The following is a 13,918-nucleotide window of genomic DNA, read 5'->3' as shown; positions in this document are numbered from 1 at the left end:
ATTTCAAACCTTCACAGCATATTTCTCAACAATCTCACGATTAATTTCCACTCCGATGCCAGGTCCATCGGGTATTGATACCATTCCATCTTGCATGGTAATGGCATGTCCGATTAAATCCGCTCGGAATGGATGGGAGGATTGATCGTATTCCAGCATCGGTTCTTCCGGAAAAAGACCCAAAGGTGCAGGAGCTAAGGAAGCAATAAACTGAAGCGATGCCGCAAGACCAACTCCTGAGCCCCATACATGCGGAATCATCATCGTATTCCAAGCCTGAGCTAGTGTTGCGATCTTCTTGCATTCGGTGAATCCTCCAGAGGAACACAGATCAGGCTGCACGATATCAAGCGCGCCTTGCGCAATCCAGTTTCGGTACCCAATCTTTCCAAACAGATTTTCACCCGAAGCAATTAGTGTTCCTGTCAAATGTCGGATCGCTTTGTAGCCTTCTATGTCTTCAGGGGCAAGCAATTCTTCCATAAAATAAAGGTTTGATGACGCAGACTCCAACAGTAATCTTCTAGCTAATCCGGCGTTATAAGCACCGTTGGCATCTGCCATTAGCAGAATGTCCTCTCCAACTGCTTCCCTAATGGAGCGAATCAAAGTCAGATCCTCTTCAATGCCAAATCCAATCTTAAGCTTCATGGCACGAAGTCCATTCGCCTTATGCTGCAAGGCCTCTTTCACGCCATCAGCTGGATAATTCCCTTTCTCCGTCCGGTAGAAGCCCGTCGCATACGGCATGACCTGCGTACGGAACGTGCCTCCGAGCAGCTTGCTGACAGGAAGACCGCAGCTCTTGCCCTTAATATCCCAGAGAGCAATATCAATGCCGCTTATCGCATTAACGGCTGACCCGCCTTGACCGTAAGGACGAGATAAATTGTACATTTCCTCCCACAACACATCCGTATCATATGGATCTCTTCCGATTAGCAGGGGGACATAGGCATGCCGAATAAATGCTGCAGCGATCTCCGGCGGCTGCAAGCCGTGACATAAGCACTCCCCCCATCCTGTAATACCCTCATCCGTCTCCACTTCTACGAGTACTGATGAACGTTGCTTCACCCATCCTTGAGAGAAATAAAAAGGTTCTTCCAGCAGCGACTTCATGACATGCACCTGAACATTTGTTATACGCATCCTGCATTCCCCCTTGCGTTGAATTACTTCAATTATATTTCATCAGTTTTTTATGTCAAATATAATTTTATATATAAATTATGTTTCGTAAAATAATACACTCCAGCACACAGCACTGAAGTGTCTTGTATCGTAGTTTAGTAATCATTGTGCAACCGAACTGAAACTCCTCCGTCAATGACAATAGAAGAACCCGTCATATACGATGATTTCTCACTTGCAAGAAAGGCAACTAGCTCGCCAATTTCGGCGGGCTCTGCCATTCTTCCTATCGGAATGTTACGAGTCAGCTCAGCTTCCTTGCTCACTCGTTCCTCAGGAGCAATGGAACGCAGGTATCGCTCCATTCCAATATTCCGAGTCAATCCAGGCAGAACACAATTGACTCGAATGCCGAATGGCGCCAGCTCCAGTGCCAGACTCCTTGACATGGCCGCAACTCCGCCCTTGATTGCAGCATAAGAGCTGAAGCCTGGAAGTGTGACCTGGGCATGCACGGATGCAATATTGATAATGGCGCCGGACTGGTTTCGTTTCATGTAAGGAAGCACTTGTTGAATAAGCAGAAACTGCCCCTTCAGATCCGTTCGGAACACCCGATCCAAGTCCTCAAAAGGAATCTGATCCACCTGCCTGTAATAATGCGTGCCTACATTGTTGACCAGAATATCGATGTCTCCAAGCTGTGAGGCGGTCTGCTTGACCGCCTTCTCTATATCCGCCTTACTGGATACATCTGCGCGGACAAAGAAAGCTTCTCCGCCTGCAGCAGTCAGTTCCCGCATGGCAGCATGACCGGCAGCCTCATTCCAATCCAGCATAGCAACTCGACATCCCTCACGCAGTAGCACTTCAACGACGCCCCTGCCTATGCCACCAGCAGCACCTGTCACGATCGCAATCTTCCCTTTCATATCGCAAACCTGCCTCCTGGCTCTGAGATTCACTTTCCGCGGTGCATCGAACGATTAACAATTAACCTTTCACGCCTGAGAACGCAACGCCCTTCTCGATATACTTCTGTGCAAACAGGAAAATAAGCAACAGCGGGAACATGGATATGAACGCGCTGGCCATCAACATGTTCTGCAGCACGCTTGGCTGATTCTGCAGGTCGTTGAGCGCAACTGTAAAGGTCCAATATTTCGGCGAGCTGTTAACAACAAGCGGCCAAAGAAACTCATTCCATACTGGAATAAAGGTCATAACACCAACGGTTGTAAAGATAGGAATAGACAGCGGTGTAACAATCTGCAGAAACGTTCTAAACTCGGAAGCACCATCAACCCTGGCCGCCTGCAGAAGCTCCTTGGATACTTGGTCAAAAAAGCCTTTGAACAGAAAGATGACAATCCCCCAAGCGGTATGAGGCAAGATAACGGCAAGCAGGGAATTGACAAGATTTAAGTCTTTCATAAGCAGATATAACGGAAGTAGCAAAGAAATATCAGGAATCATAATTGTTGCCAAGAAGAACATGATCCAGAAAAACTTCCATCTCTTGCTCTCGATAAGATGAGCAAGCGCATAACCCGCAAGTCCCCCCAGTACCATCTGCACAAGGACACTCGCTACCGTAATAATCGCACTGTTCAAGAAGTATTGAGCGAAGCCCAGTGAGCCAGCCGTATCCTGCGCTATCTTATTCAACGCCGTATAGCTGCTAAAGATGCGAATCCAGTTGGATTCCTCGCTAATTGTAACAACTTGACCTTTGACCAAATCATTGGATTGATAGAATTCGAAAAAGCGTCCTGACAAATCAGAATCTTCAATAGCTGGAGATACCTGAATGCTCTCGCCCTTGTCACCCTCCCATTTGAACTTGGAATACTTGTTCTCCCGGATGATAGGCAACTTGTTATCCATCATCTTATCGTTGAAGATCGTTGTTGGCACTACCTTCTGCTGTCCTACGAAGAACATGGAGGAGATAGTCTCTGCCGTATAAATCCTGTGACCATCCTTCACGCCTGTGACAGTCACATCTCCGATGCTCTCACGGATATTTTTCATCCATGGATACCACATCGCTCTCATGGCGTCTTTCTCATAGAACTCCGGATCGGTCTCCTCTATTCCCGTGTAGTCAATCGTTACTTGAATAGATTGGGGAATCGTCGGAAGCCACTTGGGCGGATAGGAATTAATATCCTTTTCGGTCTTGAGTGAAGAAGCGAACATCCACAGAATAGGGATCAACGCAAAGATTACGAACGATATCGTCACAACATAAGCTGTAATCTTGAGTGATCTTTCCCCTTTTTCCCTTATGCGTGTACGTTCCATATGATCAATCCTTTTCTGCAGAAATTTTATTCTGAATGATGGTCAATACCGCAATCACAATAAACATGAACACAGATATAGCCCCGGATACGCCGAATCGGGATTGCTGGAATGCGGAATTAACAACAAGCATGGACACTACGGTCGTGCTTCCTGCCGGTCCGCCTTGTGTCATAATATAAATATTGTCATAAGCGAGCAGTACGCTTGACATAAAAGCAATAAATTGAATAATAATAATAAATTTGATATTTGGCAGAAGCATCGTCCACATCCTTCTCCAAGAACCTGCTCCATCCATCTTGGCCGCCTCCAATATTTCAGTTGGAATCGACTTCAAAGCAGAATAATACAACAGCAGGGAAATACCGTTACCGGCGAATACAGCAGGCAAGACAATCGCAAGCTTCGTCATTGTTGCATCATTCAACCATAAGTAAGGACCTAATCCTATGAAATCAAGCCAATAGTTCAGCAAACCAAAATCCGGGTTATACATCCATTTCCAGACGAGTACCCCGCCTACAAGCGGCATGATGGTCGGCATTTGATACATGAAGCGGAAGAACGCGTTGCCCTTCTTAATATCATATAGAAACAATGCCTGAACAATAGGAATCCAGAACGTCAAAGTTAAATATAAAACGAAAAAGATAAATGTATTTGAAATTGCTTGCCAGAACGTAGCTGATTTCAAAAATTCGATGTAGTTGTCAAAGCCGATAAATTTGCCAGGCGGATTAACGATGCTGTAGTCAAAAAAACTGATATATGCCATATTCAATAATGGATAATACTTAAAGAGTAAATAACAAATCACGGAAGGCAACAGAAACAGAACAGGCACCCAGCGAATGTTTAATTTACGCAACATATGTCTCCCTCACCCCAAGAATGGCTATCGGGACCCTCCCAATAAGGAGAATCCCAATGGCTATTATTTTTTAACTTCTTCGTTGTATTTGTCTACGACTTCACGTTGTGCCAAGTCTTGAGCTTCCTGCATAACCACCAGCGGATCAGCATTCTCATCCATCAAAACTTCTTGAATGGCCTTTACAACGTAAGGACTCAGACGACTCTTCAGGAAGTATTCCATACGACCTTCGCCTGCTGCCGCTCGCACGCTCTCAATCAAATCCTGAGGCATGCCTTCTACAAATTGCGACGGATCCACATCGGTTCTTACGCTTAGCAAATTCGGGAAGATACCGTTATCCATCTGATACTGCAGTAAGCCGTCCTGTACCTCCTTGGACATCAGGTACGTTGCATAAGTAAACGCCGCTTGCTGCTTCTCAGGAGTTGCCTTCGGATTGAAGATCCACACCGCGCCGCCTACTTGTGCTGGCGATGTGCCGCCAGGTCCCGGCGGTAATACAGAGAACCCGATGTTTTCAATATCCATTCCTGAGGATACCATTGCGCCGAACCAGTTGGATGCCGCAATCATAGATGCCGCGCGACCTTGATAGAAATCATTGGAGTTCTCATCCAGACTCTGTACAACATTCTTTTGCGTCGCATTATATTTGAACTTAAGATCCTGATAATATTGCAGTGCTTGCACAGCAGGCTCAGATGTGAATGTCAGCTCTACCGTACCATCTTCCTGCAGCTCTGTCAGATCTCCACCAGCTTGCCATACATAGTATTCAAAGAACCAGTCGGCCCAGTCCATGCCCAGCAAGGCATAGCCATATTGATTTTTAGATGAATCAGTCAACTTCTGAGCCGCTTCACCAAATGATTCCCAATTCTTCAGCGCTTCCGCTGGATCCAGTCCTGCATCGGCAAACATTTGTTTGTTATAAGCAAGTCCCGTTACATACATAAAATTCGGGATACCATAAATTTTTCCATCTCTTGTTGCTGCCTGTGTTGCTGAAGGCAAGAACATATCTTTCTCGGCATAGTTGTTCCACAACTCAGTAATATCAGCCGTAATACCTTGATCAATATAAGACTCCATATCCGGGAACGCATTCGCATATAGATCAGGCTGCTCACCGCCCACGACTGCTGTCATGAACTGCTCTCTTTCCTTTGTCAGCGTCTGCATTACATGCTCAACTTTAATGTTCGGATACTTCTCGGCGAAATCCTTGTGGACTTGCTCCCAATAAGGCTTTGCCGGGTCGCCATCCTGTGGCAAGTCCCATGCCACGATCTCGACAATATCATCACTCTCAGACGATGTTGAAGCCGAATCCCCTCCACTTATATTGTTACCGCTTCCATTATTGCCGGAACACGCTGACATGAACAGCGATACAACGAGAGTCAGAGCAAGAACAGCCATTAGTTTTGCCTTATTTTTCACTGATGAACCCCCCATTCGAATAATGTGTTTTTCTTTACAACTCTTATTATAAAGAGACAATGATATGGAACTGTAAGAAAATATTAAGCTGTTCATATGAATATCTTAACTTTCGCATACAAGTAGCCAATAAAAAAAACGAGCGGCTCCCTTACCTGGGAGCTCCGCTCGTCTGCATCCTTATCTCACTGTTATAGGGGTCCACAACCTCGCGCTGAGCAAGCTCCTGAGCCTCACTCAGCACCTCGAAGGGATCTGCTTCTTCGTCCAGCAGCACCTGCTGAACGGCTTTGGCAACATATGGGCTTAGCCTTGCCTTAAGGAAATACTCGAGGCGACTTTCACCTACCGCATCCTGAATAGTATGAATCAGATGTTCCGGCATCTCCTCCACATAAGAGAAGGGATCGACATCTGTACGAACTGATAATAAATTCGGCATACTGGAATTATCCTTCTGGAATAGCAATAGTTGTTCCACTGCATACTTGGACATAATAAAAGTTGCATAGATGAATGCAGCCTTCTGCTTCTCCTCGGAGGCATTCGGATTCAGAATCCATATTCCTCCTCCTATCTGGGCAAGGGAATCACCTGATGGACCTGCGGGTAGCATAGTTGCACCAATGTCATCCATATTTAAACCTGCTGCTATCATTTCACCGAACCAATTCGATGTCGTGATCATTGTGGCCGCTCTACCCGCGTAGAAATCCTTTTTGTTATCGTCTAAACTTTGAAGAACATTCGGCTGTGTAGCCATATAGCGAAACCGAAGATCCTTGTAGTATTGAAGAGCCTTCACTGCCGCCTCAGAAGTAAAGGTCAGCTCGACTGTACCGTCATCATTCTTGCTTGTAAGATCTCCGCCTGCCTGCCATACATAATATTCAAAAAACCAATCCGCCCACTCTGTTCCGAGAATGGCATATCCATAACGATCATCCTTTCTGTCTGTGACAGTCTGAGCAGCCAATGCAAAGGCTTCCCAATCGCGGAACGCTTCATCTGGATTCAATCCCTGCTCCTCGAATATTCTCTTGTTATAAAGTAGGCTTGTCACATACATAAAATTAGGAATGCCATAAACTCGATTATCCTTAGTCGCCACACTCATCGCAATAGACGAGAATTGATCCTTATCCTCATACGCTTCCCACATCTCCGTAATATCTGCCGGTATGCCTTGATCGATATAAGATTCCATATCCGGAAAAGCCGCATTGAACAGATCCGGCTGCTCGCCTCCTGCAACCGCTGTCATAAATTGCTCTCTTTCCTTCTCATACGCCGCTTCCAAATGAATAACCCGTATGTTCGGATACAACTTTTCGAATTCCTTGAACATTCGATCGAAATAAGGTTTATCTGCTTGACCTGAAAAAGGCTTATCCCACACTACAATTTCAACAACCTGCTGAGAGGAATCTCCTTTGAGGTGCAAAGTCTCTTGCTTGGAGCATGCTGTGAGTAAAGACAAGAAAAATAAGGAAAGTACGACAGCCGCTCTCCATTGCCTGTAGCTCCTCATCGTCACACCCACTTCCACATATAAAATTTATTTTTTCAACTGTCTCTCCCTGTACTGTTTTGGCGTTTCACCGTACCACTTGCGAAACACACTACTGAAGTAGGCCGCATCCTCGAATCCAACACGCTCGCTTATTTCACGAATTTTCAAATTCGTTTCACCCAACAGGGCTGCAGCCTCCTTCATTCGAATACTGTTCAAGTAATCGACAAAAGACTCCCCATACTTTTCTTTGAAGCGCTTCGAGAAGTAGTTCGGATGTATGAAGAAACGTTCCGCTATCATCTGCAACTGAATCGGCTCGGCATAATGCTGCTCCAGGTATAGTCGCACAGCTTCCATAATTTCCTTTCCCTCCAGACTACTATGCTTGGATAATAAAGCAATCATATTGGTAACAAGCCGCTTCATTCGATCGATAATGTCAGACCATGTGGTCGATTGCTGGAGTTCGCGCTGTAGATCCGCTAATTCTCCGATTGCCCATTTGGAATCGGTAGCATTGGCTAGCAAATATTTGTTGAGGTATAGGTACAAGTCCACACAGAACCATTCTACCATTAGATAAGTAGAGCTTGGATCTTGTACGATCGCTCCAAGTCGGCGTTCTATCCAACGATGTACTTTATCAGTATCCAATTTGTTAATCCATTCTCCCAGCAGCTTCGCATCCTCATTCCCGATAAACGATTTGCGCTGGGTATTATGAGAGGACTCCATCACTTGATTAAACTGATAAATGCGATTGCTGCCATGTAGAATGGCATTCCGAACAAGTTGCTTCGCCTCCCGATAGCTCTCCTGCACCTTGGCAATTTCTATCTGATAAGGGCCAACACCGATTGTAACGCTTAGTTTCAAATATTTGCGAATACCGAAAGATATAGATTCCAGTGTTGAGACTACAACCGCTGCATCTTGTCCATCTTTAAGACCCAACACGTATACAAGCTCATAACGTCTCAAGGAATGGTGGACAAATATTCCTTGTAATCGATTCGTTAAAAATCGTTCTGTTACAATATTTTTGATAGCGAACCACAAGAGTTCCTCCTCCTCAACTCCGAAGGATTCATGCGGCATCTTGAACGGCTCCAGTTGGATAACGATCGCTGTGAACCTATTCGCATAAGCAGCCAATTCGTCTAATTCTTCAACGGCAACAGAAAAGTCCTCTTCTTGAAGAAATTGAGTCAACGCCTGCTGCTTCGCAGCTTCTTGACTGACCTCGGCTACTATCTTCAGCTCCTTGATCATATGATTAGTCTGCATCTCGGATTCCTTCTGTTCAAGCAGAGTAGTGAGTGTCGTGTACAGCTCTTCGTCTTCAACCGGCTTGACAAGATAATTGCATACCCCAAGGCGAATCGCCTGACGAGCATATTCGAACTGGTCATATCCGGTAACGATAACAAACTTCACTTTTGGATCGAGCTCTATCGCCTGTCGAATAAAGCTCAAGCCATCCATTCCCGGCATATGAATATCTGTAATAATAACATCCGGTCGATATTCCTTTATAAGCTCAAGCCCCTTAACACCATCACCACCCTCAGCGATAACTGCAACGGGCAATTGAATTTGTCGAATCTTGTGAACAATACCCTGACGGATAATCGGCTCATCATCAAGAACGATAATGTTCATCCTGCTCTCCTTCCTGCTCTGGCAAGCTCATTTTGATCGTTATAGTAAAGGTTGTGCCGTATTCCTCATCACTGCTAAATGAAAGACCATATGGAGAACCATATAGCATTCGTATACGAGCTTTTACGTTTCTCAAGCCTATTGAAGAGTGACTACTCTTGCCTTCATCATCAATTGAACCGTCGTGCAGCAGATGATGAAGCCAACGCTGACGCTCCTCATTCATAATAGCTCCGTTATTCCATATCCTCACCTGCAAGCTGTCATCATCAATACGCTCCGCCTCGACTCGAACGGTTCCTCCTTCAATACTGGGACTAATGCCATGATTCACGCTATTTTCTACAACCGGCTGGAATAGCAACTTCGGAACAGGCACCTTCTCAAGTCCCGGCTCCAGATATATGGAGTAGTCCAAACGACTATCGAATCGTATCTTCTGTATCGACAGATACAGTCGTATTTGTTGAAATTCTGCTGCTAGATTGGATACATCATTGCCATTAATATTGTATCTGAACATCTTGGCCAACGACCTGCTGATCGTTGACACCCGATCGTCTCCATTCACAGAAGCAATACTGTCGATGATGCCAAGTGTATTATAGAGAAAATGCGGATTAATCTGAGATTGTAACGATTTGATTTCAGCATTTTTTTTCACAATTTCCGATTCATACACTTTGCTGATCAGACGATTTATTTCTCGTGTCATTCGATTGAAGGATGTACTCAAATAGCCGATCTCATCCTCTGTTCGTACCGGAAGAGTAACAGAATAATTCCCCTTCTCAATCGCTTTCATCCCTTTGCTCAGTTCCTTGAGCGGGGTTATGGTACGCGACGAAATCCAGCCAGCCAACAGCATGGAGACCATTAAAGTGAAACCGCCAATCCACATCGTGCGCTTTGTCAAGTCATTCACTGAATTCGTCAACAACCGATCAGGCACTTCAGATACAAGGAGCCAGCCTGTTTGACCAAGACTCTCGAAGACAATAAGCTGATCTTCAGAGAAGCTTGTCCGGTAATAATATCCTTTGTCTACTGTACGTATCATATCCAGCTCCTCTGCAGATAGAACCTGACTGCTTCTCTCATCCATCATGGTAGAGTAAACAATCGTTCCGTTCTGCTTATCGATGATATATGTGCGATTCGTACCATCTCTCTCGATTTCCATCAACCATTGCTTCAAGAATTCAGGGGAGAGCATATAGATCATTACACCAATAATAGGACCAGGAGAGGTCAGAGAAATATTACGAATAGCCTGCACATACGATAGTGTATAATCCAGCTGATTGGAACTGACGCTATACATATGTGTAGAGATCCACTCTCCCCTTCCATTTCCTTCTATAGCAATACTATTCAATCGACGCATCTCATCCTCAGAAATAGAGGTATTGATCATGCCGCCGACTCTCATTGAGACTCCATCCAGCTGCGATATGACTACATTAGACACAATGGGGTGATTATATAAAAAGTTGGAAATTTTGCTTCTATAGGAGCTTTGGCCTTCGGGATCTGTTTCCATTCCCCGTACAAATTGATGAAAGTCGGAATCGCCAAAATAATTCCAGGCAAAACTCTTTACATTCGATAGATACGCGTTAAGTGTCGAGGCCGATTGCTGCGTCATACTCACACGCATATCAACAGCCTGCAATCTTAAATCAGCAGCTGTTCGTGTATAGAAGTCATATACAAGAATGAAGATAATAAGTGCAATAATGAATGTAAAAGAAAAAAGCACCTTGCGATATAAGGACTTTCCGATATAACGGTAAAGCGAAATCTTTCTTAAGAACGACCGCAATCCAGTTTCACCATCCTTGCTATCTATTCATCCGGTTAATGCGATCTTACATGGTTTCACTAACCTATTGCAAGATGAATGCTTGGAATCAAAAATAGAAATGAGCGCTGTTACAAGCTCGCTGAACTCAATTATATAACACACCTAATGAAACAAATATTACTCAGCATGCGACGCAAGACTCCGTCTGCTAGCACGTTCATGATAAATAAGCTTGCTTTTGGCATAAATAATGCAGCTTGAAATCTTTGCCTACTCAAGTGCTTTGTTTAGTTGAGACATCAGCATTTCAGTCATTCCTTACTATATTTTTGCATGATTTTATTATTAATCTCCCTCACGCTGGCTGGAGGCTTGGCACTCCCCGCGACTGGACTTACATCACCTAGAAGAGGCGATTCGCTGAGCGTTCCGTTCAAAAAAAAGACCATCGAGCCAAACATTTAAAAAAACAATGTCTGACTCAATGGTCTGTCGATTATTGGGAACAACCCCTATCCACTTTGAAACCTCAGGTTCTGGTGTATCTGTTTCTAAGCGTGATATATTCTTGGCATCGCTAGCGGTTCCTTGCCAAGCTCGGCCCATACATACTTCAGCAGAAGCTCCGACTTCAAGTTTGCGTAGGACGGATCATTCCATCGATTATTCAACTCGCCAGGGTCCTCCTGAAGATCGAACAGTTCGCCGTATGGCTGATTGTAATAAACCGTCAGCTTGTAGCGCTGATCGACATACGTACGCTGATGAATCGTCGTCGGTTCATGTCGGAATTCGCAGATGATATGGTCGCGCGCACTGCTCTTGCTACCCGTCCATACTGCAGACTGATCAACGCCAGTCATCCAGACCGGAATTGGCAGCCCTGCAAATGACAAAAACGTCGGTGCGAGATCGACAAGCGACACGAGCGCATCCGATTGTACATTCGCTGGCACCTTGCCCGGATAACGGACGATGAACGGCAACTTGATCAAGTCCTCGTACATGAAGCCACCTTTCGCCTGCAGCCCATGCTGACCGAAGAAATGGCCGTGATCTGTTGTAAACACTACAATCGTATCCTCGGCAAGACCGAGTTCATCCAAACGATCCAGAATACGTCCGATGTACTTATCCATCATACTGATCATGCCGTAATACGTTGCAACAAGCTGTTTGCGCTCCGACTCAGGCATCAAGTGGGAGTGGTAGCCATGAATAGCCTGCCCAGTCTCCTTCCAAGCCGAGAAGTCCGGACTCTTCTGCTGCGTCATCCCGAAATGTGGCGGGTTGTTATCATGCTCACCAGGAGATACTTCAGGAATGGTCAGCGACTCGGGATCATACATCGTATCCCACGGCTCGGACACGAGATACGGCGGATGCGGATCGAAGAAGCTGGCCCACAAGAAGAAGCTCTCGTTATTGTTCTTATACTGCTCAAGCAACGCATTCGTACGCTCCGCAATCCATGTATTGTAATGGTACTCTTCAGGCAAGTCCCATCGATGCAGTTGCTTCGGACTCATCGTACCCGTCGGCGGCAAGAAATAATCGCGCCAGTTTGTACAGCCCTTCTCCTCCATCCAAATCGCATAATGTTGCCCAACATGAGCCTCGTTCGTATGATTGCGTGCAAGCTCGACATGGTCGAAGCCATAGAAGCTGTCACTGAACTGACGCCAGTAGTCAAGATCCTGCAGCAGCGGATATGACTCCAGCGATGGATATTCCTCATTCCCCATTAAAGGTTGAAAATGTGCCTTGCCGACCAGAGCCGTACGATAGCCTGCCTCCTTGAAATTAGTCCCGACAACGGGCCGATCCTCCAGTAGCTTCGTACCAAGCGTCCACGCCCCATGCTGACTCGGATATAGTCCAGTGATGATGGAAGCGCGGGTCGGCGTGCATGTCGGATTTGGGCAATACGCCCTCGTGAAGGTCGTCCCTTCTTGCACAAGACGGTCCAGATTCGGTGTCGACAGCTCCGGATTGAAGGCACCGATCGTATTCCAATGCTGCTGGTCGCTCGTAATTAGTAAAATGTTCGGTTTTTTCATCGTTCGCCAACTCCTTCTCTTCTATAAATATTTGATATTATTGATATGTTATCAAAATATGTACACAGGCTACATATCATAATGTTATACTGTTTAACAAAATGTTAGATCAGAGGTTGGTGACACATGAAGGAATACACCCACGAGTACGCGGACATCCGCATGCAGGTGCCGAGCGACCTACAGCGAAGTGCTGGTCTCTATGTGCTCCGCTCCGGTTTCAACCGCGCGAAGCCGGGCTATGATGTCGGGCCGAAGCGAATTGAATGTTACAGCTTCCACTTCATACTGAAAGGAAAGCTGTGCCTAGAGGATGAAGAAAACTCACACGAGCTGCAGGAGGGACAGCTGTTCGTCCTGTTCCCCCATGTCTCCTACAGGTACTACAAGGCAGAAAGCAGTCCAGAACTGTCCCTCAGCTGGATTGCAATGGGAGGGCCGCAGACTTCAGCTGCAGTGGAAGCACTGGGACTGACACAAAGTCGGCCGTCCATGTCCATACGGTTCAATGCAGAGCTGCGTATCTTGTTACGACGCATCCATACCTCCATGGGCGGACGACCGTATCAGCAACTCAGCAACGTATACGCACTATTGGATTTGTTGCTGCTCGGATGTGAGCAATCGTCCGGACACCAGCTAACAATGTCCGCAGTAAACCCCCAAAAAAACGGGCACATGCCGCATAAGGAGCCAATAACTGAAGTGGAGCAACACAAGGGAGAAACGTCCGTCCAAGCACTCTGGCTCGACTATTGCGCACGCTACATGCAGCTGCATTATGCAGAGCCGCTGCGGATTGACAACCTTGCTGCCGAGGTAAGTGTTCACCGTTCTCACTTCTCATTTGCCTTCCGTGAGCGCTTTGGGATGCCGCCTAAAGCCTACTTGACAAAGCTTCGAATGACAAAAGCACACGAGCTCGTCACAACAGACCGAGAAGCGCCCATTCACGAGATCGCACTCACTGTCGGATATCCAGATCTGTTCACCTTCACGCGGGCGTTCTCCCGATATTACGGTATATCGCCGAGCGATGCGAGAAGGCAACAAGAATGAGCATACAACACAAATTTCTCATTCCCGCAAAAAATAACGCGCAAGAGACC

At 45.9% G+C, this 13,918-nt stretch carries 10 protein-coding genes; 1 reads left to right on the top strand and 9 read right to left on the bottom strand.

Annotation, left to right across the window (positions count from 1 at the left end):
• Window positions 1–3 precede the first annotated feature (3 nt).
• From BCV73_RS34320 to BCV73_RS34280, 9 genes are all read right to left on the bottom strand, one after another.
• Window positions 4–1,152 carry a mandelate racemase/muconate lactonizing enzyme family protein gene (locus BCV73_RS34320; RefSeq protein WP_009225449.1) on the bottom strand — a complete coding sequence of 383 codons (1,149 nt, stop codon included), beginning with the start codon at window positions 1,150–1,152 and terminating at the stop codon, window positions 4–6.
• Between the two features lie 137 nt (window positions 1,153–1,289).
• Entirely contained in the window at window positions 1,290–2,066 is a 777-nt protein-coding gene (locus tag BCV73_RS34315) for an SDR family NAD(P)-dependent oxidoreductase (protein WP_036645459.1), read from the bottom strand.
• Between the two features lie 61 nt (window positions 2,067–2,127).
• Window positions 2,128–3,441 carry a carbohydrate ABC transporter permease gene (locus BCV73_RS34310; RefSeq protein WP_009225451.1) on the bottom strand — a complete coding sequence of 438 codons (1,314 nt, stop codon included), beginning with the start codon at window positions 3,439–3,441 and terminating at the stop codon, window positions 2,128–2,130.
• Between the two features lie 4 nt (window positions 3,442–3,445).
• Window positions 3,446–4,315 carry a carbohydrate ABC transporter permease gene (locus tag BCV73_RS34305; protein ID WP_009225452.1) on the bottom strand — a complete coding sequence of 290 codons (870 nt, stop codon included), beginning with the start codon at window positions 4,313–4,315 and terminating at the stop codon, window positions 3,446–3,448.
• 63 nt (window positions 4,316–4,378) lie between these two features.
• A complete protein-coding gene (locus BCV73_RS34300; RefSeq protein ID WP_232282303.1) occupies window positions 4,379–5,764 on the bottom strand; it encodes an extracellular solute-binding protein in 1,386 nt (461 codons plus the stop codon).
• 151 nt (window positions 5,765–5,915) lie between these two features.
• Complete coding sequence (locus tag BCV73_RS34295) at window positions 5,916–7,313, bottom strand: extracellular solute-binding protein (protein ID WP_009225454.1); 1,398 nt, start codon at window positions 7,311–7,313, stop codon at window positions 5,916–5,918.
• A 9-nt stretch (window positions 7,314–7,322) separates the two neighbouring features.
• Entirely contained in the window at window positions 7,323–8,942 is a 1,620-nt protein-coding gene (locus BCV73_RS34290; protein WP_089550019.1) for a response regulator, read from the bottom strand.
• Window positions 8,923–10,590 (bottom strand): sensor histidine kinase, encoded by a 1,668-nt coding sequence (locus BCV73_RS34285; RefSeq protein WP_256993196.1) that lies wholly within the window; start codon window positions 10,588–10,590, stop codon window positions 8,923–8,925. The genes BCV73_RS34290 and BCV73_RS34285 overlap by 20 nt, the downstream gene beginning before the upstream one ends.
• 710 nt (window positions 10,591–11,300) lie before the next feature.
• Window positions 11,301–12,809, bottom strand: a complete 1,509-nt coding sequence (locus BCV73_RS34280; protein WP_009225458.1) for a sulfatase family protein — start codon at window positions 12,807–12,809, stop codon at window positions 11,301–11,303.
• Window positions 12,810–12,935: 126 nt separating this feature from the next.
• Between BCV73_RS34280 and BCV73_RS34275 the strand changes: the two genes are divergently transcribed.
• A complete protein-coding gene (locus BCV73_RS34275; protein ID WP_009225459.1) occupies window positions 12,936–13,868 on the top strand; it encodes an AraC family transcriptional regulator in 933 nt (310 codons plus the stop codon).
• Window positions 13,869–13,918: the final 50 nt, after the last annotated feature.

The sequence above is a fragment of the Paenibacillus sp. SSG-1 genome (assembly GCF_002224835.1).
In the GTDB taxonomy this organism is placed as follows: Bacteria; Bacillota; Bacilli; order Paenibacillales; family Paenibacillaceae; genus Paenibacillus_AQ; species Paenibacillus_AQ favisporus.
This window is presented reverse-complemented; position numbering and strand designations above follow the sequence as displayed.

Bases quoted from the DNA above. Each gene is read 5' to 3' on its own strand.
- BCV73_RS34320 (WP_009225449.1), bottom strand. From the start codon at position 1,152: ATGCGTATAACAAATGTTCAGGTGCATGTCATGAAGTCGCTGCTGGAA.
- BCV73_RS34315 (WP_036645459.1), bottom strand. From the start codon at position 2,066: ATGAAAGGGAAGATTGCGATCGTGACAGGTGCTGCTGGTGGCATAGGC.
- BCV73_RS34310 (WP_009225451.1), bottom strand. From the start codon at position 3,441: ATGGAACGTACACGCATAAGGGAAAAAGGGGAAAGATCACTCAAGATT.
- BCV73_RS34305 (WP_009225452.1), bottom strand. From the start codon at position 4,315: ATGTTGCGTAAATTAAACATTCGCTGGGTGCCTGTTCTGTTTCTGTTG.
- BCV73_RS34290 (WP_089550019.1), bottom strand. From the start codon at position 8,942: ATGAACATTATCGTTCTTGATGATGAGCCGATTATCCGTCAGGGTATT.
- BCV73_RS34285 (WP_256993196.1), bottom strand. From the start codon at position 10,590: ATGACGCAGCAATCGGCCTCGACACTTAACGCGTATCTATCGAATGTA.
- BCV73_RS34280 (WP_009225458.1), bottom strand. From the start codon at position 12,809: ATGAAAAAACCGAACATTTTACTAATTACGAGCGACCAGCAGCATTGG.
- BCV73_RS34275 (WP_009225459.1), top strand. From the start codon at position 12,936: ATGAAGGAATACACCCACGAGTACGCGGACATCCGCATGCAGGTGCCG.